The organism is Shewanella sp. 38A_GOM-205m, assembly GCF_000518445.1.
Classification (GTDB): domain Bacteria; phylum Pseudomonadota; class Gammaproteobacteria; order Enterobacterales; family Shewanellaceae; genus Shewanella; species Shewanella algae.
On record NZ_JADP01000007.1, the window covers coordinates 26,144 to 52,392 of the forward strand.

The window sequence follows — 26,249 nt, forward strand, 5'->3', positions numbered from 1 at the left end:
CAAGACCGCTGCTCAGGCGGTCTTTTTACTGCTCATGCTGTCACCTATCAGCTGCCGCATCCAGCGGTGGCCTGGGTCGTCATTATTGCGCTCATGCCAGAGCAACACATAAGCCATGGGCATAAAGTCTATCGGCAGTGGCAATTGCTGCAGCGAGTATAGCTTGCAGGCGTGCAGTGCAAAACTGGAGGGCAAGGTAAACACCAAGTCACTGTGAGCGCAAATACTGGCAGCACCGTAGAAGTCGGGCACTGTAGCACTGAGGCGGCGATGATGACCGAGATCCGCCAGAAAGTAGTCCAGCGCCCACCAATCATTACCCTCACAACGCACCTGTACATGGGGTAGCGCCAGATAGGCTGCCAGATCCCAGACCTTGTTCTTTTGAGCTTGCAGCGCCGGGTGTCCTTCGCGCACCAGACACACTTGATGATCCTGAAACAGAGTTTGGTACAGGATCCCTTCCGGCAACTGGCTGAAGTGAAAGCTGGAGCTGGGCTGCAGATCCCTTCCAGAAATTCCCAAATCTATCTGCCCCTGCTGCAGTGCCTGCATGGATTTTTCGGTCCAGACATAGGAGTCGAGCCTGACATTGGGGGCGTTGCTGAGCAAGCGACCGATAAAACTGGGCAGCAGAGTTTCATAGGCGCTTTCTACCATGGTGAGCGAAAACTGCCGGTTGCTGCTGGCCGGGGTAAATACGGGAGGTTGGGTCAGTTGATGCAGACTCTGTAAGGCGATAGGCAGATGTTGCGCTAACTGTTCGGCGTGAGCCGTCGGTTTGAGGCCGTGGGCGGTGCGCTGAAACAGAGGATCGCCCAACATGTCGCGCAGGCGGTTGAGGCTCTTGCTCAATGCAGATTGACTCAGGTGCAGTCGATTGGCGGCGCGGGTCACGCTGCGCTCTTCCAGCAGCACCTGCAACATGACCAACAGGTTGAGGTCGATACGGGCCAGATTATCCAGATTCACCCTGATATTCCTCAGAGGAAATTATGTTGTGAGATTATATCATTTCTTTTCATACCACCAGTTCATTAGAATGTGCCCCATCTCAGTTTTCACTCAGGATTGAACGACAACCTATGGCAAAAAACCTCCTGCCTATGCTGATGGCCATGGTGCTGTTAAGCCCACTGGCTATCGATATCTACTTGCCCTCTTTGCCGACTATGGCGATTGAATATGGCGTCAGTGCCGGCGAAGTCCAGTCTACTCTGGTGCTTTTCCTGTTCGCCATGGGGGTAGGGCAGATCCTCATAGGCCCTTTGGCTGACAGATTTGGCCGCAGGCCTGTGGCATTGGGGGGAATTTCTCTCTATGTGCTCAGTGCGCTGTTGGCTGTGGTTGCCATGGAGTTCGAATGGCTACAGATTGCCAGGGTATTGCAGGGATTGGCGGCTTGCTCCACTTCTATCGTTGTCTTCAGCGCAGTGCGTGACTGCTACGCACCGGCTGAAAGTTCCCGTATCTACAGCTATCTCAACGGCGCGATTTGCGTCATCCCCGCACTGGCGCCAACGCTTGGTGGCGTGATGGCGATGCAATTCGGTTGGCGTTCAACCTTTGGACTGATGGCTGTTTACGGCTTGGTGATCCTGCTGCTGGTGAGTATGCGTTTTCCAGAAACCCGGCCGCAGAATACTGTCAGCAGTGGGCCGCTGTACCGCTGGGGCCGCTATCAGCCTGTATTGGCCGAACGCCACTTCCTGTTTTATGCCTTCTGCTGCATGGCGGGTATGGCCTCAATATTGAGCTATGTTTCCTACGCACCTGTATGGCTGATTGATCATTTGGGTATGTCAGAACTGGCATTCAGTGGCCTGTTTGGACTCAACGCCTTGGTGAACATTATTGCCTGCTTTGCCGCGCCAGTGGTCACCAAACGCCTTGGAAATCGCGCGACCGTTGTGTTTTCGCTCTGGTTGCTGCTGGCTTCTGCCGCGATGCAACCTGTGCTGCAGATCTATGGCCCTCAGCAAGGTATGGCTGCCGCCATGAGCTTTATGTTGCCCATGATGTTGCTGTGTGTCGGTTTCGCCTTCCTGCTGGGTCCGGCAACCAGTATGGCGTTGGCGGCCTTCGGCGAGCGTGCCGGTACTGCGGCAGCCTTGCTCGGTTGTATTCAGATGAGCGGCGCCTCTTTACTGGCCGGTCTGGTGCAGCAAACCGACCTCAGTGCGCCATTCGCCGTAACCTTGGTGATGGGCAGCCTGTCTATGGTGCTGCTGCTGATTATGGCCCAGCGTCGTTTCAATGCCTGGCATCAGGAGCAGCAGTTTGCGCATCACTGAGTTTTAACAGATTTAAGCATCACCCTTGGCCCGTTGCAGTTGACCGCTGCCGCGGGCATTTTTTTAGTGCCAGGATGGTGTATGGGGGCAGTGCCTGTTGCCGGCGGGGGTTGTGTTACCATAGCTGGCGCTGTGGTAGGTCCGCAGTCTTAAAAGTGTTGAATCTCTGATAGAGAAGGCCTATGTCGCGCCCTTACTGTGAACAATGTGGTTACCCGCAAACGGCCTGTGTTTGCGGGGCCGTGTCAGCTATATCTCCCCGCAACCGGCTGTTGGTGCTGCAGCATCCCTCCGAGGTGGAACATGCCAAGAACAGCGTGCGTTTATTGCAGTTGGCGGTGCCGAGCACCAGAGTGGTAGTGGGCGAAACCGAGGCGGACTTTGCTGAGCTGAGAGCCGAACTGGCAAGGGATAGCATGCCGACTTTCTTACTCTATCCCTCTGATGAGAGTCAGCTGTTACAGGCAGCAGAATCATCTGAAGCGGTACGGCTTATCCTGCTGGATGGCACCTGGCGCAAAACCTTGAAAATGTATCGACTTAACCATTGGTTACAGGCCTTACCCCAAAAGCATTTGTCACTGACGGCGCCGACAGCGTATCGCATTCGCAAGGCCAGTCGCAGCGATAGCCTGTCGACGCTCGAGGCGGCAGCAGCGGCCCTGTCTCAGTTGGAGCCTGGGCTGGATGTGGCGCCTATGCATGGGTTACTGGCTGAGCTGGTGGCGCAGCGGCTGCGACGGATGCCGGCCAAGGTGCGGGAGCGGTATTGAGTAAGCGGTAGCGAAAATTTCGTGTAGATCACGACATTTATAAGCTAATCCGGTTTTAATTAGCGTACATCATCCCTGATGATGGAGTGGGACTGTCGGCTTACCGCTTTTGCAGGGGAGTGGTAGCAGAATGACTCTGTTGCCGGCAGTCCTGTTCACTCCGCTGACTAAAGCTGAAAATGTGCCAGGGCAAACTGTTCTGGATGCAAGGGATAACCGAAAAAGAACCCCTGTGCCAGCCCGTCACCCATCTGCCGCACCATATCATTTTGATCGGCTGTTTCTATTCCCTCGGCAACAAACTTGAGCTCCAGTGCCTGTGACAGCTGCACTATGGCCTGACACAGACGTTTGCCTTTCTGATGCTCCAGCTGTTCGGCAAATTCACCGGCAATTTTCAGCCCATCCAGGGGCAGGCTGCCTAAACGGCTCAGTGATGACAGCCCGGTACCGAAATCATCTAGGACGATTCTGACCCCCAGTTCCCTGAGCTGTTTGAGGGTTTGTTTGGCCTGGCGTGGATGGCCCAGCAGTGCCGATTCTGTGATCTCCAAAATCAGTGCTTCGGCGGGAAGCTGATGATGTTGCAGCGCCGATTTTACCTGCTGGTAAAAGTCCAGGTGCTCCAGCTGCAGCGGCGACACGTTGACCGAAATAATAAAGTCGTTGTCCTGTTGCCGCCAAAGCGCCAGTTGCCGGCAGGCTTGCTCCAACACCCAGTTGCCGACAGTGACTATTAGACCGGTTTCTTCCAGCAAGGGCACGAAATCGGCCGCTTCCAGCAGTTCGTGTGGACTCTTGTGCCAGCGCAGCAGCGCTTCGGCGCCGGCCATGCGGTTATCCTTGAGCCTGACTATGGGTTGGTAAAACAGGCTCAGTTGCCCCAGCCCCAAGGCATGACGCAGATCGCCGAGCAATTTGAGTTTATGTTCGGCGGCCTCACTCATGGAGCTATCATAGAAATTGATATGGCTGGCGCTGCGTTTGGCACTGTACATGGCTGTGTCGGCCTGACTCAGCAGCTCGGAGGGATTTATCTCCCGGTCGCCAAACAGGCTGATACCTATGCTGGTACCCAGGTAGAATTTCTGTCCTTCCAACTCAAACGGCGTCTCGAACAGGGCCAATATCTGCTGCGCGAAACGGTAGATATCTTCTCTGTCGCGGCAATGCTGTAACACCAGGGTAAATTCATCACCGCCCATGCGGGCGATGTCGGCTCTCTCTATGCAACCTGCTTCCAGCCTGGCGGCGACCAATTGCAGTATTCTGTCACCCATGGAGTGGCCAAAGCTGTCGTTGACATGTTTGAAGCCGTTGAGGTCGAGAAACATTAAGGCACCTGTGGTTGGTTTTCCTTGGTTGGCTGCTTCGCGACTGGCACTGAGAGCCTGGCGCAGTTTGCGCTTCATATGACGACGATTGGGAAGTCCGGTGAGCATGTCGAACATGGCTTGTTCTGTCAGGCGAGACTCCAGTTGCTTGCGCTCGCTGATATCGCTGAAGATGGTGACCAGATAGCAACCGGATTCGGTCTGCAACCTGCGACTGCTCTGCCAGGCGGGAAAGTGACTGCCATCGACTCGGGTATGGCTGACCTCGCCCTGCCAGAAGTCCCGCTGCGCCAGGGCGGCGCGGCATTCTCTCTGTTTGGGATCGTTTGCGGTTTCGAGGATCTGCAACTGCTGGCCTATCAATTGTGCCTGGCTGAAACCGCAAAGGCGGCAGAGGGCCCGATTGACTGCGAGGATTTTGCCCGAGGTATCACTGATGACAACGGCTTCGGCACTTTCTTCAAGAATGCCCGCCAATACGCTGCGGGGCAGCAAGCCAAATACGTCCTGAGCTTCATCTCTGGGACCCAGGCGACGATCCAAGGCTTCGAAACGCACCAGGATCATCTTGTTACTGTCTATTCTGACTGGTTCCAGGTAGAGGCGGGTTGGCAGTTCTTTGCCGTGGCGATTGAGATGCAACCACTCCTGCACCTGGGACTTAGCCGTAGCGGCCTGCAGTAGTTTTTTCGCCAACTCTATGCTGCTCTGGCCGCCCAATTGCAATCTGGGGGCAAAGTCATAGAGAGTGGCATCGAGAATTTCCTGGTGGACACAGGCGAAGTAATCCAGCGCGGCCTGGTTGGCTGCGAAAATTTTACCCCCTCTGAACAGTGCCAGAGGTGTTGAGTGTGGATCGCTGCGCCAGAGTTGCAACTGGGGGCCAAGCTTTGTGTCGGCCACCAGACTCTGCAGCAGTTGTGTCCATCGGATCATCCAGGATACTCCCTTGTCGTTCTCCCGCTGAGAACCACTTCCCTTTGTCAATACTTCAATCCTTTGGTTTTAAAACTAAACAGATCTACTCTGTGGCTCAATCAAAATTTCGTTTTGTTGCTAAAAATGTTCATTATCGGTCAAACTGGTGAAAAAATGTGTGATAGTCCTTGGAAGATGGATTTTTGTTCTCTCTCATGCAGGAGTGAATTATGGCGAGATTCATACTGTTACTGAGTTGGCTGCTGGCCTTTGGCGTGAGTGCGGCCGATTTGACTCAACTGAGTGAAAAAGCCAGTGAAGATGCCCGGCGTCTGGAGCAGGAACAACTGGAAAAAGCCAGGGCCGCAGCCAAGGAAACTGCCGAGCGGGAACAGAAGGTGCTCAAACGCCAGCAATCCGGTGAATGGCAGGAGGAGCAAAGGCTAAAAGCCAGTAAACAGTTTGATGAGAGGGCGCAGCGGGAACAGAAATACTTGCAGGAAGCCAAAGAGGCTGCGGCCAAAGAGCGCAAAATCGAAGAGCCCAAGATGAAGAAGCTGAAACAGAAGCAGATAGAACCTTAAGCCAGCTGTATTTCAGCCCCCAAGTTAAAGTGCTCGCCGTCCAAACCATTCAGACTAACAGGGAGATGTTATGAAATCTTTTGTCTCGGGACTGAGCCTGGTTCCTGCCTGGTTGTTGCCATTTGCCGCATTCGCAGCCGACCCTACTGTGCTGGCGCAGCAGCAAGCCGCCAAGTTGGAGCCAAAAGTGATTGAATGACGACGGGATCTGCATAGGCACCCTGAGTTGTCCAACCGTGAGTTTCGCACGGCCGCCAAGGTCAGTGAGCACCTGCAATCTTTGGGATTGGAAGTACAGACGGGTGTGGCTCATACCGGTATCGTTGCCTTGCTCAAGGGTGATTATCCCGGGCCCTTGATCGCTCTTCGGGCCGACATGGACGCCTTACCTGTTACTGAAGCCGTGGATCTTCCCTTTGCCTCCAAGGTTAAGGCCGACTACCGTGGGCAAGAGGTGGGTGTCATGCATGCCTGTGGTCACGATACCCACGTGGCTATCTTGATGGGGGTGGCCGAAGCCCTGAGCAACTTGCGATCTCAGCTTCATGGTGAGGTGATGTTTATTTTCCAACCGGCGGAGGAGGGAGCGCCTGAAGGGGAAGAAGGCGGCGCCGAGTTGATGCTGAAGCAGGGGCTGTTTGCCGCCAAACCCGAACGTGTTTTTGGGCTGCATGTAACCTCGAATCTCCCAACAGGCATGATAGGGCTCAGAGCCGGGCCAACCATGGCCAGTGAAGACTCTTTCAGCATCCAGGTTAAAGGGCGTCAAACCCATGGCTCCCGTCCCTGGAATGGCGCCGACCCCATAGTGGCCGCGGCACAAATTGTCAGTGCCTCGCAAACCATTATCAGCCGCCGCACGGATTTGACTGCCGGCCCCGCGGTATTGAGCTTTGGTGCCATCAACGGCGGGATACGTTCGAATATCATTCCCGATGAAGTTGAGCTTATCGGCACCATCAGAACCTTTGATCAGCCGAGCCGGGCCAATATCAAACAGCAACTGAGCAAGACCGCCGAAATGATAGCGCAAGCCAATGGCACTGAGGCGAAGACAGAGATAGTCCAGGGTTATCCTGTGCTGGTGAACAGTGCTGAATTGGTGGCCGAAGTCAGGCCCTTGCTGGAGCAAGTGGTCGGCAAGGGGAGGCTGGTGGACCCCGGGCTTATCACAGGGGCTGAGGACTTTGCTTTCTACGCGCAAGAAATCCCGGGAGTTTTCTTCTTTCTTGGGGTAACTCCTGAGGGGACTGACCCGGCAACGGCGGCCAGCAATCACTCCCCCTATTTCTATGCCGATGAAGCAGCGTTCAAGACGGGGGTAGAGGCGTTGACCACACTGGCACTCTCCAGCTTAAGCGGCAAATAAACCGTACGGGATAAAGCATTTTGCTTACAAAATCTGACAATTCCGTATCACTTGTTACTTGATTTACAGTGCTTTTTTACCCGATATTGGATCTTTTGAAATCAGCAATCAGCCAAGGAGCGACCCAATGAAGCGTACGCTGACCGCCCTGCTGATGTCAGCCAGCCTTCTTGGGGCGGCGACAACACAGGCGACCACGGCCGAAGATATTCAGAGTTTTACCCTGAATAACGGCATGAAAATCATGGTATTGGAGGATTCATCCATTCCCAATGCCAACATGTATCTGTTTTGGAAGGTGGGCTCACGCAACGAGGTGCCCGGGATCACAGGGATTTCCCACTTCTTCGAGCATATGATGTTCAATGGCTCCAAGAAATACGGCCCCAAGATGTTTGACCGCACCATGGAAGCGGCCGGTGGCGCCAATAACGCCTACACGACTGAAAACGTGACCGTTTATACCGACTGGTTCCCTTCCAATGCTCTGGAAACCATTTTTGATCTGGAAGCCGATCGGATTGCGGCGCTGGATATCAATGCCGAGATGGTAGAGAGTGAGCGCGGCGTAGTTGCCTCCGAGCGTACCACAGGGCTGGAAAACTCCAACTGGCGTACCCTGCAGGAAGAGGTAAAAGGTGTGGCCTTCAGGGCGCATCCCTATAGCTGGTCTGTGATTGGCCATGAATCTGATATTGCGGCCTGGACCTTGGAAGATCTAGTGCAGTATCACAAGACCTACTATGCCCCCAACAATGCGGTTGTGGTGATTGCCGGTGACGTTAAGCTGGCCGAGGTCAAGCGTCTGGCCCAGCGTTACTTTGGCCCTATCCCGGCGCAAGAGCCACCCAAGGCGGTGAAGACAGTCGAGCCGCTGCAAAAAGGGGAACGACGGGTCTTCGTCAAGAAAGAGTCTGTCAGTACGCCCAATATCATGCTGGCCTATCACGTACCGGCCACCACCAATAAAGACTATTACGCGCTGGATCTGCTGACCTCGATTCTGAGTGAAGGCAACAGCTCGCGCCTCTACAAGGCTCTGGTGGACAAGCAGTTGGCGATTGCCGCCGAGACTTATATGCCCATGTCTTTTGACCCCAACCTGTTGTACATCCTTGGGGTGGCGGCCCCAGGTGTCAGCGCCACCACTCTGGAACAGGCATTGATCGAAGAGGTCAACCGTATTGCCCGTGACGGCGTTAAGGTTGAAGAGTTGGAAAAGGCCAAAAATATCAAGCTTATGGATTTCTATCGCAGTATGGAAACCATCAATGGCAAGGCCAACACCCTGGGCACCTACGAACTTTATTTCGGTAGCTTCGACAAGCTGTTCCAGGCACCGGATGCCTATAATCAGGTCACAGTGGCCGACATTCAAAGGGTGGCAGAAACATACCTGCGCCGTGCCAACCGCACTGTGGGGGTACTGGCTGCACAAGAGGAGGCGGATCAATGAGCAAGGTTTTTTCTCTCAAGGCCTCTCTGGGCGCCGTGGCCATTGCCGCAGCCTTGATGGTTTCAGGTTGTCAGTCTACCCAGGTGAAGGTGAGCCAGGATACCGGCCACTTTGTACTGCCAACATATGAAAGAGTCACTCTGGATAACGGCCTGACGCTGATGCTGATGCCGCAGAAAGAGGTGTCGCTGATCACCCTGAACGCCGTGGTGAAAGTCGGCAGCGTCAATGACACCACAGCCGGTGTGGCAGAGGTGACGGCTCAGGGCTTGTTGCTCGGCGCCGCCGGTCGCACCAAGGCCAGCATAGAGCAGGAGGTGGACTTTCTCGGTGCCAGTCTGAATGCCGATGCCGGCCGTGAGGGCAGTTACCTCAGCGCCGATTTTATGGCCAAAGATGTCGATACCATGCTGGGATTGTTTGCCGATGTGCTGACCCGTCCCGACTTTGATGCCACCGAGTTTGATAAACTCAAGAGCCGCAGAGTCGCCGAGCTGGCGCAGGAGAAAGAGAGTCCCAAGTCCGTGATTGGGCGCTACTTCAACAAGTTGGTCTTCGGTCAGCATCCTTATGGCAATGCCACTTCGGGAACCAGTGAGTCTGTGTCCCAGTTGACAGTCAACCAGCTGAGAGCCTTCCACAAGGGCTACTATCAACCGGCCAATACCGCTATCAGCGTGGTGGGCGATTTCGACCCGGCGCAGATGAAGGCCAAGCTGCAAGCGGCATTCGGTCAATGGAACAACAGTGAATCGCTGCGTGCCGTCGACCTCAAGCAGGGGCTGCCGACTCTGTCTGCCAGCCGAGTCTTGCTGGTGGATAAGTCGGACGCGATAGAGACCACCTTCACCATAGGTGGCCTGGGTGTGACTCAGGATAACCCTGACTATGTGGGCCTGACTGTGGTCAACACCATACTCGGTGGCCGTTTTACCTCCTGGCTCAACGATGAGCTGAGGGTGAATGCCGGTTTGACCTATGGCGCGCGCTCGGGTTTCGTTCCCTATCGTGACTCAGGGGTTTTTATGATCAGTACTTTCACCAAGTCGGCTACTACAGAGGAAGCCATTGACTTGGCACTCAAGACCTACAGTCGCCTGTGGCAGAAAGGGATAGATCAGCAGACTCTGGATTCGGCCAAGGCCTACGTCAAAGGCCAGTTCCCGCCCAAGTTTGAAACCAGTGGCCAGTTGGCCGGTCTGCTGTCAGACATGTACCTGTATGGTTTTGATGAGTCCTATATCAATCAATTCCAGCAACGGGTGGATGGACTGACTCTGGCGCAGACCAAGCAGTTGGTCGACAACTACTTCCCCAAGGATAAGTTGCAGATGGTGCTGATTGGCAGCGGCGACAAGATAGCCCCGATAGCGGCCAAGTATGGCGAGGTGACCCGGGTCGATATCAAGGATGTCGGTTTCGGCGGTTAACCCGACCAACTGGATCATAAAGCCACCTCAATTGAGGTGGCTTTTTACATCATTCTGCATCCGCGCTTTTACTTTGGGGCTTGAACCTCACACAAGTTCAGCCTGCGTTTGTCGTGAACGACAAACAGCCTGTCATCCATAAAGCTGACCTGAGCCTTGGCCGGTTTGATGTCACCGAGACTTTGAACCTGGGTTAGTGCCAGTTCAAAGGCGCTTTGATCCTCGGCCAGTGGATGACACTCGAAGCGATTGTTGCCCTTGGTTCTTAACCACAGCTGTGGCCCACAATTGCTGAAGCGGGCGCTGCCGGGCGCCAGAAGGCGAGACGACTGCAAGAGCAGATCTTTTTCCTGACCACTGCCGAGCATTTTGGAAAGCTTGCCAAAGAGGCTGTCCGGCAGGCCATATCTGTACTCTGCCAATATCGTCTCTTGACTGTCCGCTGCAGACTGCCCCTGACAGAGGCAGAAAATCTGCCTGTCACAGACCTGGATCTCTTCCAGCCAGTGTGGGCTGCCTGGCTTTAAGGCGGTGAGCTCAGGTTCGTCCGGCTCCTTGTATCTGTTGACCAAGTGACACTGATCATCTTTGATAAATAACCAGGAAATGGCCCGGCCCTTACGGGTATTGGGGGAACTCATTCGCAGCAGCAGTTGATTGTCATCCAGCGGGCAAAGCTGCAATGGCAGAAAGTGGAAGTGTTGCTGCTCCACTGTCATGGAAAGCACATCCGGATTGGCAAAGGGGTAGTGCTGCGCCTGATCTTCTGTCAGCGAATCCCAGATCCAGAGCCCGGTTTCATCCACCAAGGTGAGTTGTTGATGCCAGAGGCAGACCTGGGGATGCCCCTTAAATTGGGTGAGATCCAGCAGCAAGCTGGGGGAGTCCGCCTCGGTAGGCCAAATGGCCAGCAGCGGCTTACGCTCTGATTCGTCCCACAGCGTCAGCGCTAATAACTGCGGTGCCAGGAAGCGTGCGGCCTCCAGCAACCAGCCTTTGTGGTTGAAATCCCACTCTCTGATGATACGGCTCTTGAGTCTGTGCATGAGATCTCCGGCAATAACAGCATTGGCATTGATTGTCGCAGAAACTGTGCAATAGATCTGCTACGAAAACAGAAATTTATCGGCTTGTTTATCGGGAAACTTTGTTCTGTTCCAGGTGCGGTTCGACTGTGGGATTTGGCGGAGTTCAAAAGCTCCTGGGCACTAACTCCCCGGGTACTAACGCATAGTCACGATACCGGGTTGCCGTTTGCCGGCCGTGCCAGGTAAGAGGCAAAAGGCGTTTTATGTCCTAAACTTCTTTATGCCTGCCACTCAGCCACAGAGATCCCCATGACCATGACAGATAACAAGCCGCTCGAAACGCCCACGACTCTGGATTCACTCGATTCGGCCCAATGGCTGCATATTTCGGAAACGGTAAAACTCTTGTTGTTGTCGATAGCCCAGATAGAGTTGACCCTGACTGACGGTGAGCACAATGTCACCGGTTTAGGGAGCCTGTTTACCGACATGGCGGAGCAATTGCGTGAGGTGAATGCTTGGTTGGAAACTCAGGAGAATACTCCGGCCGAGATCCGCGATCATGGCCGCCATCTGGCCGGTAAGGTCAATGAAGGCATAGTGGCTTTTCAGTTCTATGATCGTCTGTCACAAAGGCTCAACCATGTGGTGACCGGGCTGGCGCTGACTGAAGAAGTTCTGCGTGATGAGCATAGTCGCACCTCGGAACATGCCTGGAAAATGTTACAGCGTACGATTAAGTCGACATACTCGCTGGACTGTGAACGCAAAATGTTTGATCTTGTGCTGCAGGGAATGCCACTACATGAGGCTTTGAGCCAGTATCAAGATGAACATCTCAAGCAAAACAACAACGATATCGAACTCTTCTGACTTTCTACGCCTGTTTATTATTTCCCTGGCCTTGGCCTGGCAACCCGCCTGGGCCGGCAAGGCCTCCTTTAGCCAATTCTGTGAAGCGCTCAATGGCCATTGGCAGGGGGATGGCGCCCAAAGCGGACAAACCCCGAAGGAGCTCAGCCTGGATGCCATCTGCAGTAAAGACAAGCGTCAGTTGTTACTCAGCGTCAGTGAAGGGGCACGCCATCCCCTGAGTGAAACCTGGTGGTTCAGAGACCAAGACCCCAGCGTGGGGCTCTGGTACTTTGATGGTGTGACCGAAGAACGCTTTCAATCTTTCACTCTCTACCATCAGGGCAGCGGATTTTCCCTGCTGGGTGAAGGGCAGTCCGGCGGACGCCCGGCGCTGATCCAACTGCTATTCGAAGCCGACAATGACGGCTGGCTCTGGCGCCAGAATTTGCACTATCTGGATGAGGACTCGGATAGCTATCAAACCTACAGAGCCATCTCACTGCAACATCGCTGATTTATTTAGCGCCGCTGAAACCTTGTTGACGCCATGCTTCATAGCTGATGATAGCCACTGCGTTGGAAAGGTTCAGGCTGCGGCTGGAGGGCACCATAGGGATCCTCAGTCTGTGCTCTGCAGCAATGCTCTGCAATATTTCCTGAGGCAGGCCGCGGCTCTCTGGGCCAAACAAAAGCACATCACCTTGCCGATACTCGAGCTCAGAATGTGGCCGGCTGCCCTTGGTGGTGCAAGCCAAAATGCGTTTGCCAGCCATGGCCGCGAGAAAGTGCGGGAAATCCGGGTAACGGTTTACTCGGGTCAGATCGCCATAATCCAGCCCGGCCCGGCGCAGTTTTTTCTCTTCCAGATCAAAACCCAAAGGTTCTATCAGGTGTAGCTCGCAGCCGTTGTTGGCGCAGAGACGGATAATGTTGCCGGTATTGGGGGCGATTTCGGGTTCATAGAGGGCAATGTGGAACACGGGTTTACCTTATTGCATGCAGATGCGGGCATTATACCATTCCGCTAAGGAGTGTACTCTCTCAGTGAGAATGCAAAGTCGCTAGAAAGTAAAAAAGCCCCTTACGGGGCTTTTTCAGGCGAGGTAATCGCTTACATCTCGTATTTGACAGTCAGGTAGAAGAAACGACCTATGTTGTCATAGCTGGCACTGCCTGCACCTGTACCAGTGGTGCTGCCTGGCAGATCACGGTCGAACACATTGTCCACCCCGAGACCGAACTCCAGTCCATTATCCATGGTATAGGTGGCATACAGGTCTGTAACACTGTATGAACCATAGCTCATAACATTGGAGTAAGGCACGTCATAGTTGGCGCGGAACTGTGGTGTATACAGATCTACCGAGTCCAGATAACGTGTCTTCCAGTTCAGGTTCCAGGCGTCGTAGCTGTAGTTCAGCACCAACTGACCTTGCCACTGTGCTTCACCCAAAGTGCCGGCATACTCTTCAAAATCGGTCGCATCATCCTGGAAAGGATACTCGTTGCGTTCAATCAGATAAGTACCCAGCAGGTTGGTGCGCAGGTCGCCGCCGAATAGTGGGAAGTCATAGCCGACTTCAAAGTCGACCCCTGAAGCTTCCTGCTTGGCTACGTTCTGCACAATTTGAGTGATGTTAGTGATCTCGTGTGAGGTGGGATCACGGGTGATCAAGTCACAGTATTGGTTGTTGATACCTGTGGGTGAATCCACGCAGCGATCGATAATATTCTGTGCAGAGATATTGGCGATAGCATCTGTGATTTCAATGTTCCAGTAATCCACAGTCATCACCAGACCTTCAACGAATGAAGGCTGGAATACCAGACCGACAGTGTAGCTGTCAGACTCTTCAGGCTCCAACTGGTCATTACCACCAGAAACCCCTTCTAGGGTGGCGCTGTCATAGTTGGAATCGAAGTCAGCCGGAATACCGAGAGCGGCACAGTTGGCTGCACGAATCGCCTGCTGATCCGGGCTCAGACCCGACAGCTCACTGGCTTTACAGCTATCGTCAACACTGAAGAAGTTCTGGCCTTGGGCACCATAGTATTCACCAATGTTAGGTGCACGCAGAGCGGTAGACAGAGTCGAGCGTAAACGCAGTGAATCTATGATGGTCCAGTCCAGACCCAACTTCCAGCTGGTGGCATCGCCAATAGTGGAGTAGTCGGCGTAACGGACAGCACCATCAACCGTCAGGTTCTGGATACCAGGTAGGTCTTCCAGCAGTGGTACAGAGATCTCGGCATAGATTTCTTTGACATCGAAATCGCCGCCTTCACTTTGCAGGGCGTTGAAGAAGGTGGCGCCGGTGGCGGCAAATGGATCTTCTTTACTCTTACTCTTTTCCTTGCGGTATTCGATACCGGAAGCGAAACCAACCATACCGGCAGGCAGTTCAAACAAGGCAGAGTTGGACATAGAGCCACCGATGACATACTGCTCAATCTTGGCGGTACCTTCAGTGGTAGTGCTGAACCAGTCGGCAGCTTCGCGGGTTACTGCACCATCGCCAAACAGATTGACTGGCACACAACCTGCGGCCTGGGCATCTGCGTCACGACAGACGATTTCGCCGCTGACAGGATCGCGGATGGCATCGACTGACTGCTGGAAGTTTTCAAAGATCAGGTTGTTGTAGTTGGTACGGGTCTGCTCTGTCTGGCCATAGATGGCATAGGCTTCCATCTCCCAGTCTTCCAGTACAACGCCGTTTAGACCGATAACATACCTTTGAGTGGTACGCTCGTCATCTTCAGCGCGAGGCCCCATATCGGTCATAAAGCGGTTAACCACAACATAACCTTCTCCGGCCTGATCCATCAAAGCACCCAATTCATCAGAGATGTAGGGGTTATCACGGGTAACCAGAGTGTTGTCCGGATCGAAGAAGAAGAACGCCGGCTGCCCTGAAGTAGTGGCGTTGGTTCGGCTCCACTTGGCTTCAAAATAACCATTCAGGCTATCGGTAAAGTCGTAGTTGGCCTTGAAGTTGATGGTGGTACGATCAAACTCAGGCTGCAGCTCTTCCCACTGACGCAGGTTGATATAGTCACAGCCTTCACCGGCACAGAGTACACCGTCGGTGAACTCACCTGTTCCTACTTCGACCGGAGTGCCATCTGGCTTGAAGGTATAAACACCTGGGGTGCCACCGTAGAAGCCAACGGTACCGGCATTACTGATACCCCAATAACCGGCATTCTGGTACAGGGTCTTGTAAGTGTCACTACCGGGTGGGTTGGTCAGTGAAGACCATGAGATAGCGGTCTGGTCGCGATCCAGCATCTCCAGGCGGTCTTGCTGAGCGTATTCGACCGAGATGGCGGCGTTACCACGATCGTTATCAAAGTTGGAGCCATAGGCCAGGCTAAAGCGCTGGTTATTGTAGTCGCTGTCATCGGCGATACCGGCGGCGGCTGAGGCTGTCAGTCCTTCAATCTTCTTCTTCATCTTGAAGTTAACAACACCGGTAACCGCATCGGCACCATAAATGGCCGAGGCACCACCCGTGATGATTTCAACACTCTCAACCCACTCGGTTGGAATGGTGTTAACGTCAATAGAAGAAGTACCTGGGCTACTGGCTACATGACGCTTACCATCGACCAGTACCAGAGTCCTGGAGGCGCCCATGCCACGCATATCCAGCAAGTTCAAACCGGCAGTACCGATAGAACTTCCTGAGTTGGCCAGTGAGTAAGTGTTTGCCAGAGCTGGCAGTTCGTTGAGTGCTTCACCTATGTTCACGGCCCCTGTTTTGATCAGAGACTCGCCTGAAATTACGGTAACCGGGCTTGGTGCTATCGCACCTTCACGCAGAATACGTGAGCCTGTTACCTGGATTTTTTCAATCTGCTGCTCATTTTGTTCCTCTGCCATGGCCGGAGAGGCCACTGCCAGGGAAGCAAAACCCGTTGCTGCAAAAAGTGAAAAGCGAATGGCGTTCGCCAGCAATTTCTCTTTTAACATACCAACTCCCTATGAAATTGTTTAGATATTGTTATTTATGTTTCTTGTTGTAGCTAAACAATACTAGTGTTTGTAAAAAACTCTTTCAATAGTTGATTTGTTGGCATGTTTTGTATTCGTAAATGTTAATTTACTGTATTAAATTTGTGTAATAAAAAAACCGGCCGAAGCCGGGCTTGTTTTTACAGTGTTTGGTTTAGAAGAAACCCAAGGGACTGGTGGAGTAACTCACCAGCAGATTCTTGGTATTTTGGTAGTGAGACAGCATCATTTTGTGGGTCTCCCGGCCGATACCTGACTTCTTGTATCCTCCGAAAGCGGCATGTGCCGGGTAGGCATGATAGCAGTTGATCCAGACCCGTCCTGCCTGGATCCCCCGCCCCATCCGCTGTGCCCGATTTATATCCCGGGTCCAGACGCCGGCACCCAAACCATACTGAGTGTCGTTGGCAATGCTGAGTGCTTCTGCTTCATCTTTGAAGGTGGTTACAGCAACGACAGGGCCAAAGATCTCTTCCTGAAATACCCGCATCCGGTTATGGCCGCTGAGTATTGTCGGGGTAACATAATAGCCCTGACTCTGGGAGCCAGGCAGATTGTTGGCCTGACCGCCAAGCAGTACCTTGGCGCCTTCATTGCGGCCAATTTCCAGATAGCTGAGTATCTTGTCAAACTGCTCCTGTGACGCTTGAGCGCCGACCTGAGTGTCGGTATCCAGCGGATCTCCCTGTTTGATACTCTGGGCTCTGGCGATGACCCGCTCGATAAACTTGTCGTAGATGGACTCCTGGATCAGTACCCGGCTGGGGCAGGTGCAGACTTCACCCTGGTTGAAAAAGGCCAGCAACATGCCTTCGACCGCCTTATCCAGATAGTCGTCTTCCTGTTCCAGGACATCGGCGAAATAGATGTTGGGGGATTTCCCGCCCAGCTCCACGGTCGAGGGGATCAGTGACTCGGCGGCGCACTTGAGTATGTGATAACCCACTTCGGTTGACCCCGTGAAAGCCAACTTGGCGATGCGTTTGCTGGTGGCCAACGCTTGACCCGCCTCGGCGCCAAAGCCGTTGACGACATTAAGCACCCCGGCAGGCAGCAAATCCTGAATCTGCTCCAGCAGTACCATGATGGAAACCGGTGTCTGCTCCGCCGGCTTGAGTACGATACAGTTGCCGGCCGCCAGTGCCGGGGCTATCTTCCAGGCCGCCATCAAGAGTGGAAAGTTCCAGGGAATGATCTGCCCAACCACGCCCAAAGGTTCGGGAAAGTGATAGCTGACCGTGGTGGCATCAATATCGGCAGCGCTGCCTTCCTGCGCGCGAATACAGCCGGCAAAGTAACGGAAGTGGTCCACCGACAGGGGTAAATCGGCATTGAGGGTTTCCCTGACCGCCTTACCGTTTTCCCAGGTTTCGGCCACTGCCAGCATCTCCAACCTCTGCTCTACTCGATCGGCAATGCGCAGTAACAGATTGGCCCGTTCGGTGACTGAAGTCTTGCCCCAACTCTCTTTGGCGGCATGGGCCGCATCCAGCGCCAGCTCGATATCCCGGGCATCAGAGCGGGCGGCCTGACAGAAGACTTCGCCGGTGACCGGGGTACGGTTATCAAAGTATTGTCCGCCAACCGGCGCGAGCCACTTTCCACCAATAAAATTGTCGTACTTATCCTTGAACTGCAGCAGGGCACCCTGAGTGCCGGGTTGGGCATAAATCATGGTGAGTTTCCTCGTCTTGTTGAAAGGTTTTTCTTGTATTTATCTGTTCGGCCACAGCGGCCTTGGCTCAGGTAAACGCAAAGGCCGGGCCAGTGTGAGCCTGCTTGTTCATTTATCGTGCTAACAGTATGATGAAAAACTAAATTTGCGATTGCTGTATCTTGGCGTTGTGCCGGGTACTCGAGTTGTCTATCGCGCAAACTGTGGCAAAAAGGTACACACAGGTGTGCCAGAATGGAGCAGGGCTATGACACTCAAGACCCATTCCCAATCCTGGTTATCGGCTTCCTGGCAACGTTGCCAGGGGGCTGGGCTCAATCCCGCCGCCATACCCGATGAACTCAGGCTCAATACTGCAGCCCTTGATGAGCGGCGCCAGCGCCATGGCCGGCTGCTGCAAGCCGTGGAGCACAGTGCTCTGCCACTGTTCAATCAACTTATGGGGCGAACCCAGAGCCGGCTCATCCTCTCGGATCCTCAAGGTTTTGTGCTGCATCACTGGGGCGTGAGCCGCTACTCACAAAAGCTTGCCAATATTGCCTTGGATACCGGGGTCAACTGGCTGGAGCAATACAAGGGAACCAATGCCATAGCCGCGGCACTCAGCGAACGCCAGTGTGTTTCGGTTATCGGTGAGCAGCACTTTATCAAGAGCCACAGATTTATGAGTTGCACCGCCAGCCCGCTGTTTTCCCCGGACGGTGAGTTGCTGGGAGCCTTGGATATCACCAGTGAGCAGCAAATCCATACCCCAAAGACAGCTATCTTGGTGTCCAGTTTGGCGCAGCAGTTGGAGCTGGCCTTATTGTGCCGACTCCCCGGCGCTGCAGTTCGATTGGATCTGGCGCCGCAGCAGGCCCTGTTGCATTCAGGTTGGCAAGGCGTATTGGTGCTCGACCTTGATGGACGGGTGCTGGGCGCTAACCCTATGGCAAGGCAACTACTCAAAGGCATCAACCTGGGCCAAATTCATCAGGCCTTGTCCCCTCAGGTATTGAGCCGGGGCAGCGGCCGCTTGAAGCAGGGATTGGTGTTCAGAACCCAGGCGTTGGAGCAGCCTCAAAATACCAAGCCTGTGGTTCGAGCGAGCCAGAGCCGAGAAAGCCAGAGCAGAGAAAGCAGCACAGCTTTTAAAGAACCCTGGTTGGAGCAAGCCTGGCAGCAGGCGCGTAAGGTGTTGGCACGAAATATCCCTTTGCTGATCCTGGGGGAAACCGGAGTGGGCAAGGAGCAGTTTGTCAAACAGCTGCATGTGCAAAGTCCCAGGCACCAGCAGCCTTTTGTGGCGGTCAACTGCGCCGCGATCCCGGCGGAGCTGGTGGAATCAGAGCTGTTTGGTTATCAGGCGGGTGCCTTTACCGGAGCTTCCAGGCAGGGATATGTCGGCAAAATACGTCAGGCGCACCAGGGATCCCTGTTTCTGGATGAAATAGGCGAGATGCCCCTGGCGGCCCAGAGCCGTTTGCTTAGGGTGTTGCAGGAGCGCGAGGTGGTGCCCATTGGCAGTAATCAGGCACACAGCGTCGACATTCAGGTGATTGCCGCCACTCATATGGACTTACCAGCATTGGTGCAGCAGGGGGCCTTTCGCGCCGATCTCTATTACCGGCTCAATGGCTTGCAGGTCACACTGCCTGCATTGCGCCAGCGAAGCGACCTGCGGCGTCTGATCCACAAATTGCACCAGCGCTATCGAGTTCGGCCCCAGAGCCTGTGTCCTGTGCTGGAGCAGCGATTGCTGCAATATCATTGGCCGGGAAACCTACGGGAGCTGGATAACCTGATGCAGGTAGCCTGTTTGATGGCCGAAGAGTTCCCTGAACTCAACTGGCAAACGCTGCCTGAGAGTCTGCAGCAGACCTTGGGGACTGCAGAAGAAGCGATGGCCGGCTTGGCACCCGCGCCGGGCAACAATCTGCACAGCCAAATGCAGATGCAAATTCGCGACACCTGGCTGGCCTGCAATGGTAACGTCAGTGAAGCGGCACGCCGTTTGGGGATTAGTCGCAACACCCTATACCGTAAGCTTAAGGCGTTGGCGCTGAAGTAGTTTTAGATGTTGGTATTTTGTTAGTAAGCTCGCAGTGGTACAGTCAATGATTGAGGCCAGTGCAACAGATTGGAATTATTGAATGTGAACCAAGCCGCGAAATAGCCCATGAGTTGCACGCCTCGACACTCTGCGAATTATCCGATGTCTCGGCGGTAGTTTTTCCACTAGTCTTGAATCCATATTTTCAACAGCAGGAGCGGTAATCATGTTTAAGGCACTCGTATTGACCCAAAACGATAAACGGACCCAAGCCCAGATAACCCAATTGGAGGACAGCGATCTGCCTGAGGGGGATGTTCTGGTCGATGTTGCCTACAGTTCGCTGAACTACAAAGACGGCCTGGCGGTGACCGGGCTTGGCAAGATTATTCGTCAATTCCCCATGGTACCGGGTATTGACTTTGCCGGTGTGGTGCGAGAGTCGGCCCACCCGGATTATGAGCCAGGCGATGAGGTTATCCTCACCGGCTGGGGTGTTGGCGAAAACTATTGGGGCGGTATGGCCGAGAGTGCCAGAGTCAAGGGTGACTGGCTGGTGCCTATGCCACTGGGCTGCACAGCCGCCAAGTCGATGATGATAGGCACCGCCGGCCTCACGGCCATGCTGTGTGTACAAGCGCTGCAGCAAGCGGGGATCAAACCGGAAGATGGTGAGGTGCTGGTAACCGGCGCCAGTGGTGGGGTCGGCTCGGTGGCCGTGACGCTGCTCGCCAAACTCGGCTTTAAGGTTGTCGCCAGTACAGGTCGCCTGGAGCAGAATGCGGCTTGGCTCAAGCAGCTTGGCGCCAGTGATTTAATTGAGCGCAGCGAGCTTGACCAGGATGCCAGACCATTGGATAAACAGCGCTGGGCCGCCGTAGTGGATACCGTAGGGAACAAGGTGCTGGCCAGCGCCTTGTCACAACTGAATTATGGTGGGGTCGCCGCGATTTGTGGCCTGGCGGGTGGCTTTGCCCTGCCAACCACGGTTATGCCCTTTATTCTTCGTGGCGTCAGCCTACTGGGAATCGACTCGGTGCAGTGCCCGGCCGCCAAACGCCGTGCTGCCTGGGAGCAGATAGTGGCTTTGCTGCCTGAGAGTTACTATCAAGCGGCTTGCCATGAAATCACTCTGGAGCAGGTCCCCGAGGCCGCAGCGCAAATCGTTAAAGGTGAAATCAGCGGCCGCACTCTGATTAAAGTCGGCTGATACTCGCCTAAAGGGGCCTCTGGGCCCCCAACAGTTTGTTGTGACCTGTCCGGAATACAGTTAGGCCCCAACAATACGGCTCCACCCCAGCTTTTCTGTTGATATTCCCTCTTATTGAGTCGGTGCTTGGCTAACTTTGACTTCGATTAGCTTTTGAGCTTGGGAAAGAGCCAAAGTCATAGCGGTTTATCTGTCGCTCTCATTTCCCCCTGATTTCTTGCCTGTCTTGTGGGCTGTGGCGAAGTTTGGAAACCGTTCCAAAAAATGTCACTTGTCCAGCTTTGCAGTTAAAACCCAAGCCAGATGTCATTTTTAAATGTTGCCCTTTTGTTTAAAAAGCAACTGACGCTTAACTCCCGTTTTGGAATTGATTCCATCCCTAAGATGTCAGTGTCGATTAAAACGAAAAAGGTGATGACAGATGAGCAAAGTAGATCTGCTGGGACGCCGTAACTTTATTAAGGGCGTTGGCGCCGCTGCCGGAGTTGCCGTGGCTGCTCCCGTGTTGGCTGTATCGGAAAAAGCCACGGGTGTGAGTTGGGATAAAGAAGTTGAAGTGCTGATTATCGGTTCAGGGTTTGCCGGTTTGGCAGCGGCCATTGAAGCGACCCGCAAAGGCGCCAAAGATGTACATATCTTCGAGAAGATGGCCTACTTCGGCGGTAACTCTGCCATTAACGGTGGTCTGTTTGCCGCGCCAGGTACGCCGATGCAGAAGAAAGAGGGTGTAGAAGACTCGGTCGATCTCATGGTGGCGGATCAGCTTAAGTCTGGCCGTGGTATTGCCGACGAATCACTGCTGCGCCATGTGGCATCCCATGCCGTCGAGGCCCTACAGATGACGATTGATGCGGGCGCCGAGTTCCATCCTTACCTGCAACAGCTTGGCGGCCACTCGGTGGCACGTACCTATCAAACCACGGTGAGCTGTGGCGCCGGTATCACACAACCGCTCTATAAAGAATGTAAGAAGCTGGGTGTTCACACGCACAACCGCTCAAAGTTCGAAGGTTTCCTGGTGGGTGAAAAAGGCGAAGTAGTTGGCGTTAAAATGCGTGAAAACTACCACTTCGGTGAAGACCAGCCTGGTAAGGTGCTGAAGATCCGCGCCAAGCGCGGCGTGATCATGGCCACCGGCGGCTTCGCGCAAAACGTCGATCTGCGTATGGCGCAGGATCCGACCTTGACCTCTGAGGTGGGTTGTACCAATGCCCCTGGCGCAACCGGTGAAGGCATGTATGAGATGTTCCGCCTGGGCGCGATTCCGGTTCACTTAGCACACATTCAATCGGGTCCTTGGGCGTCGCCTGACGAAGGTGGGTTTGGTTATGTGTCTAACTACTCTATCTACAACTTCCCACATTCAATAGCGATTAACCGTATGACAGGTAAGCGCTTTATGAATGAAATTGCTGACCGCAAGACCCGCGCCGATGCCGAGTTGGCATGTCGCGACGAGAAGGGCAATCCGTTGCCACCTATCTTGATCACCAGCTACAAGGACTCCAAGCAGCATCCAAACACCAAGAAGGTGATCAAGTACAACGTAGGCTGGAAGTTCGACACCATCGAAGAACTGGCCAAGCACTTTGAGGTGCCTCTGAAGCCGCTTAAGGCGCAGATCGAAGAGTACAACCGCTACGTCAAGAGCGGTGAAGACAAGCAGTTCGGCAAGAACATGACCAAGGCAAAAGATAAGTATATCGAGGCGCCATTTACCGTGGTACGTCTATGGCCGAAAGTGCATTACTGCCAGGGCGGAGTTCTGGTGAACACCAAGGCTGAGGTGAAAGACAGCTTTACAGGTCAGCCAATTAAAGGCTTGTATGCGGCCGGTGAGGTCTGTGGTGGTATCCACGGCGTTAGCCGCTTGGGTAGCTGCTCAATTCCTGAGTGTATGGTGATGGGTATGACGGCTGCTCGCAGCATCATGAAAGCCTAGGTCGACCGGTAATTAAGAGGAATCAATAATGAAAAAATTAAATATTGTACTCGCGCTGGTCTTAGGTGGCTTAGTGAGTCTGTCTGCTCAAGCTGTTGAGCAACGCCCTTGGCATAAAGAGGTGATCGGCAAAGATTGTAAGGTATGTCATGACAATGGCATCAAGCAATTCCCGTCGGATCAGGCCTGTCTGCAGTGTCATGATATCGATGACCTGGCCGAACAAACCGCCCGTAGTGAAGAGGATAAGTGGCAGAATCCACATAACAACCTGCACTATGGTAAAGACTTGCCTTGTCAGGAATGTCATGGCGAACATAAGGCGAAGAAACCTTTATGCAGTAACTGTCATACCTTCAAGTTTGACAAGCATAAAGAGTAATACCCTTTGAGTGCGAGACCCATGGTTATCATGGGTCTCATCCCATCTTAGCTCTCCCTTCCTCCCAGGAGGAATCACAAGTTTCGGTTTCCCTTTGACTTGTGAAAATCTTTTAGCGACAGAGACAGTTTTATTATCCCTGCAAGGTTCTCAGCTGTTAATTGTTTCGTTTATATGCTCCTTGGTTGACATGACCAAGGGGCTTTTTTTATATCACTAATTTACATAAAACTTCTTTATAAACAGTATCTTGATAGTTTTGTGAGCTGGGTTGTCTTTTCTGCTGCCAGATTGTTGCAAATATGTGCAGATTACATTTTTGGAATGGATTCCAAGCATATTATGCCGCTCAGTAAGTGGTGAAAAAATAATATGTGAATAAGGATGAGATGAATGAAAAAGACCATTATTGCTCTGTCATTGTTGTCGGCCAATGGCGCGATGGCGGCGAGCCTCCCCGATTTTCTGGATCAGCAGGATATCGACAATGCCGAGTTCAAATGCCTGGGTAAACCTGTGAAGCACACCAAGGCGGATCAGAAGTATGTCGACATGCTGTGGGATGAGACGCTGAGCTACCTCAAGGCTTATGCCATCGCCTTAACCAATGGTGAAAACAGCCACTGTCTTAACTCAGACGAGGCCATGGTCGACTCGACCCAGGGCGGTCAGAAGATCTGCATCATGGATCGCCGTGACATGAAGCTGATGGTGAAGAACATCTATCAGGTGATCAATAACCCAGACAAGGCCAAGCAGTGCTTCGGTGCTCGTGAAGACGTTAACTGGATCTATAACCCAGGCGGTGAGCTCACCAAGAATTCACCCGTGGCGCAGCATTTCAAGCGCACCACCTTCGATGAGTTCTTCAAGACCAAGGTGACCAACAAAGAGGTGCAGAAACTGGGTAAAACCTTTACCAAGAACTTCGCCAAGATGGTGACTGGCGATGAAGTCAAAATGCCTTCGGCCTTCCCTTATGACATCAGCGCCAACGCCTTGCCAAACCTGTGGGCCGCTGCCGGTTGGTTCCCTATGTATGCTGAAGAGAGCAAGCGTAACGATAAGAACTTTAACAACATTCGCGGCGGTTATGCCTATGCCGAAATCTTCGGTCACTGGGGGCTGCTGCGTATCGATGAGATCAATGGTGAGAAGGTGGGCGCTGAGGTGGGGATGACGGTGCAGTCGGTCGATACCCTCTACCCCTATCATAATCACGCGATCTCAGAGATCTACTACAACATGCGCGTGCCGGCATGTACCAATCAGTTCAAGAGCTTTGCCGTGCGCGCCGACTCGCCGCTGCTCAAGACGGTGAAGCAGGACGATAAGATGCGCCGGGTGCAGTTCGATGCCGGGCAGCACAATGGCCACACCCAATGGTTAGCCGGCAGCTATCAGCAAGATCCACTGATGTACTTCCACCAAAACACCATACATGCCTTCGATGTCGACGGCAGCTGTGAAGCCAAGCCGGAAGAGAGGGCCATCGTCTCCGTCTGGGCAAGAAGTAACGCCCACGATAAGCGCAATGACTATGGCACCACCTTGCTGTGTGAATCGGCAAAAAACCCAGGTACGCCAGCCAATAAAGACGAGGTTATTCAGTGCGATCTAACCCATCTCAAGTGGTAACGGTAGCTTAAATACAGCGCAGTAAAACCTAGTACAGCTTAAGTAAGGCCAAGAATATGGCCAGGCTCGCCGTGCGCCGTTGTTGCACGGCAATTAACAATAAAGGGTGAAATGATGAAGAAGTTTAATGTATCTCTCGTGGCGGCGCTGCTGCCCCTGGCCTTGGCGGGAGTGGCCCAGGCGCAAGAACAAGAAGATGGCATCGATGTGTCGGGCACCGTTAGGGTGAACTACGCCTATAAAGATTACAGTGAGAGTTCGAAAGACAAGGGGGGCGACTTTACCTTCGACATGGCGGCGATCAAGTTTAACGGCAAACTCGGTGAGTGGGGCTTGGCGAGCGAATATCGTTTCTTCGATGGCTGGCAGGCGCTGCGTTACGGTTATGGTTTTTACGACCTTAATCCCGAGTGGCAGATCCAGTTTGGTGTGAACCAGGTGCCCTTCGGCAATCCAGGCTTCATCTCTAACAGCTTCTGGTTTGGCGTGCCTTATTACCTGGGCTTCGAGGATGACTACGATCTGGGGGTTAAAGGGGTATATTCCAGTGGCGCCTGGGGCACAGAGATGGCCTTCTACAAGAATGCCGAATACGGCGCCGGCCGCGCCGATCGCTATTCAACCGATCTTTACAGCGGTGTGGTTAATGGTACCGAGTACAACAACGAAGAGACTAACCAGCTAAACCTTCGTCAAACCTATGAGATGAGCTACGAAGGTGGCAGGACGCTGTTTGGCGCTTCTGTCGAATTTGGCCAGATCTACAACAATAAGACGGGCAACAATGGCGACCGTTATGCCGTGGCGCTGCACATGGATAGCAGCTACCAAGGTTGGAACCTGCAGCTGCAGGCGATGCAATATGAATATGACGCCGCCGATGCCGTAGATAGCAACAAGATCGCCGTGGCGGCCTACAACTGGCAATATGAGATTGCGGCTAAGGCTCAGGCCTATAGCGTTAACCTTGCCAAGACGATAGAGACCGATTGGGGTAGCCTGAAGTTCTATAATGATTTTGGCATGGTGACTCCAGATGTGGCCGATGACGGCTACGACAACAGCTACCAGAACGTCACAGGCTGTGCCATCGCCGCCGGTGCCACCTATACCATGGTCGATTTTATCCTGGGTAAGAACATGTATGCGTCGACCCGTGACAACGGCCATGTTGGTCTACCAGAAGTGGGTGACAGTTGGGATAAGCGTATCAACATCAACTTCGGTTACTACTTTTAAGCGCTATCGTAATAGCGCTTTAACGCCTAAATCGAAAGCCATCATCTCTGTAATAAAAATGCCAGCCTCAGA

The 26,249-nt window shown here is 53.5% G+C and carries 19 protein-coding genes and 1 pseudogene; 14 read left to right on the plus strand and 6 right to left on the minus strand.

The genetic code is table 11. The features are described 5' to 3' along the window. Positions 1-12: 12 nt before the first annotated feature. On the minus strand, positions 13-972 hold the full coding sequence (locus tag N512_RS0108290; protein ID WP_025888907.1) for a LysR family transcriptional regulator: 960 nt from the start codon (positions 970-972) through the stop codon (positions 13-15). Between the two features lie 113 nt (positions 973-1,085). Here N512_RS0108290 and N512_RS0108295 point away from each other — a divergent pair, with 113 nt between their 5' ends. Next, positions 1,086-2,294: a multidrug effflux MFS transporter gene (locus tag N512_RS0108295; protein WP_028780013.1), complete on the plus strand. Its 1,209-nt coding sequence runs from the start codon at positions 1,086-1,088 to the stop codon at positions 2,292-2,294. 182 nt (positions 2,295-2,476) lie between these two features. Next, the gene (locus N512_RS0108300) at positions 2,477-3,067 is read left to right on the plus strand and encodes a tRNA-uridine aminocarboxypropyltransferase (protein ID WP_028780014.1); all 591 of its coding nucleotides are present in this window, start codon (positions 2,477-2,479) and stop codon (positions 3,065-3,067) included. Between the two features lie 167 nt (positions 3,068-3,234). Here N512_RS0108300 and N512_RS0108305 read toward each other — a convergent pair whose 3' ends face one another. After that, positions 3,235-5,337, minus strand: a complete 2,103-nt coding sequence (locus N512_RS0108305) for a putative bifunctional diguanylate cyclase/phosphodiesterase (protein WP_028780015.1) — start codon at positions 5,335-5,337, stop codon at positions 3,235-3,237. A gap of 212 nt (positions 5,338-5,549) precedes the next feature. On the opposite strand from N512_RS0108305, the gene N512_RS22570 reads away from it, so the two are divergent. The 4 genes and pseudogenes from N512_RS22570 to N512_RS0108325 all read left to right on the plus strand — a co-directional run bounded on the left by N512_RS22570 (position 5,550) and on the right by N512_RS0108325 (position 10,158). Next, positions 5,550-5,903, plus strand: a complete 354-nt coding sequence (locus N512_RS22570; RefSeq protein ID WP_051472717.1) for a hypothetical protein — start codon at positions 5,550-5,552, stop codon at positions 5,901-5,903. Between the two features lie 70 nt (positions 5,904-5,973). Then, a pseudogene (locus N512_RS22575) lies at positions 5,974-7,272 on the plus strand (amidohydrolase). Between the two features lie 127 nt (positions 7,273-7,399). Continuing rightward, on the plus strand, positions 7,400-8,728 hold the full coding sequence (locus N512_RS0108320; RefSeq protein WP_025010755.1) for a M16 family metallopeptidase: 1,329 nt from the start codon (positions 7,400-7,402) through the stop codon (positions 8,726-8,728). 56 nt (positions 8,729-8,784) lie between these two features. Continuing rightward, complete coding sequence (locus N512_RS0108325) at positions 8,785-10,158, plus strand: M16 family metallopeptidase (protein ID WP_443018267.1); 1,374 nt, start codon at positions 8,785-8,787, stop codon at positions 10,156-10,158. 68 nt (positions 10,159-10,226) lie between these two features. On the opposite strand, the gene N512_RS0108330 is transcribed toward N512_RS0108325, so the two are convergent. Then, a complete protein-coding gene (locus N512_RS0108330; protein ID WP_028780017.1) occupies positions 10,227-11,204 on the minus strand; it encodes a hypothetical protein in 978 nt (325 codons plus the stop codon). A gap of 291 nt (positions 11,205-11,495) precedes the next feature. Between N512_RS0108330 and N512_RS0108335 the strand changes: the two genes are divergently transcribed. Continuing rightward, entirely contained in the window at positions 11,496-12,059 is a 564-nt protein-coding gene (locus tag N512_RS0108335) for a hypothetical protein (protein WP_028780018.1), read from the plus strand. Further along, complete coding sequence (locus tag N512_RS0108340; RefSeq protein ID WP_025010759.1) at positions 12,016-12,555, plus strand: hypothetical protein; 540 nt, start codon at positions 12,016-12,018, stop codon at positions 12,553-12,555. The genes N512_RS0108335 and N512_RS0108340 overlap by 44 nt, the downstream gene beginning before the upstream one ends. Before the next feature lies 1 nt (position 12,556). On the opposite strand, the gene N512_RS0108345 is transcribed toward N512_RS0108340, so the two are convergent. The 3 genes from N512_RS0108345 to exaC all read right to left on the minus strand — a co-directional run bounded on the left by N512_RS0108345 (position 12,557) and on the right by exaC (position 17,734). After that, a complete protein-coding gene (locus N512_RS0108345) occupies positions 12,557-13,021 on the minus strand; it encodes a tRNA (cytidine(34)-2'-O)-methyltransferase (RefSeq protein ID WP_025010760.1) in 465 nt (154 codons plus the stop codon). Positions 13,022-13,152: 131 nt separating this feature from the next. Further along, positions 13,153-16,017, minus strand: coding sequence for a TonB-dependent receptor plug domain-containing protein (locus N512_RS0108350; RefSeq protein ID WP_028780020.1), 2,865 nt, complete (start codon positions 16,015-16,017; stop codon positions 13,153-13,155). Positions 16,018-16,213: 196 nt separating this feature from the next. Then, on the minus strand, positions 16,214-17,734 hold the full coding sequence (exaC, locus tag N512_RS0108355) for an acetaldehyde dehydrogenase ExaC (RefSeq protein WP_028780021.1): 1,521 nt from the start codon (positions 17,732-17,734) through the stop codon (positions 16,214-16,216). Between the two features lie 247 nt (positions 17,735-17,981). Between exaC and N512_RS0108360 the strand changes: the two genes are divergently transcribed. The 6 genes from N512_RS0108360 (at position 17,982) to N512_RS0108385 (ending at position 26,177) form a co-directional block, all read left to right on the plus strand. Next, a complete protein-coding gene (locus N512_RS0108360) occupies positions 17,982-19,784 on the plus strand; it encodes a sigma-54-dependent Fis family transcriptional regulator (protein WP_028780022.1) in 1,803 nt (600 codons plus the stop codon). Positions 19,785-19,992: 208 nt separating this feature from the next. After that, positions 19,993-20,976: an acrylyl-CoA reductase (NADPH) gene (acuI, locus tag N512_RS0108365; RefSeq protein WP_028780023.1), complete on the plus strand. Its 984-nt coding sequence runs from the start codon at positions 19,993-19,995 to the stop codon at positions 20,974-20,976. Positions 20,977-21,397: 421 nt separating this feature from the next. Then, on the plus strand, positions 21,398-22,918 hold the full coding sequence (locus tag N512_RS0108370) for a flavocytochrome c (protein ID WP_028780024.1): 1,521 nt from the start codon (positions 21,398-21,400) through the stop codon (positions 22,916-22,918). Positions 22,919-22,946: 28 nt separating this feature from the next. Next, positions 22,947-23,300, plus strand: coding sequence for a cytochrome c3 family protein (locus N512_RS0108375; RefSeq protein ID WP_028780025.1), 354 nt, complete (start codon positions 22,947-22,949; stop codon positions 23,298-23,300). 393 nt (positions 23,301-23,693) lie between these two features. After that, entirely contained in the window at positions 23,694-24,938 is a 1,245-nt protein-coding gene (locus N512_RS0108380; protein WP_028780026.1) for a hypothetical protein, read from the plus strand. Positions 24,939-25,049: 111 nt separating this feature from the next. After that, complete coding sequence (locus tag N512_RS0108385; RefSeq protein ID WP_028780027.1) at positions 25,050-26,177, plus strand: hypothetical protein; 1,128 nt, start codon at positions 25,050-25,052, stop codon at positions 26,175-26,177. Positions 26,178-26,249: the final 72 nt, after the last annotated feature.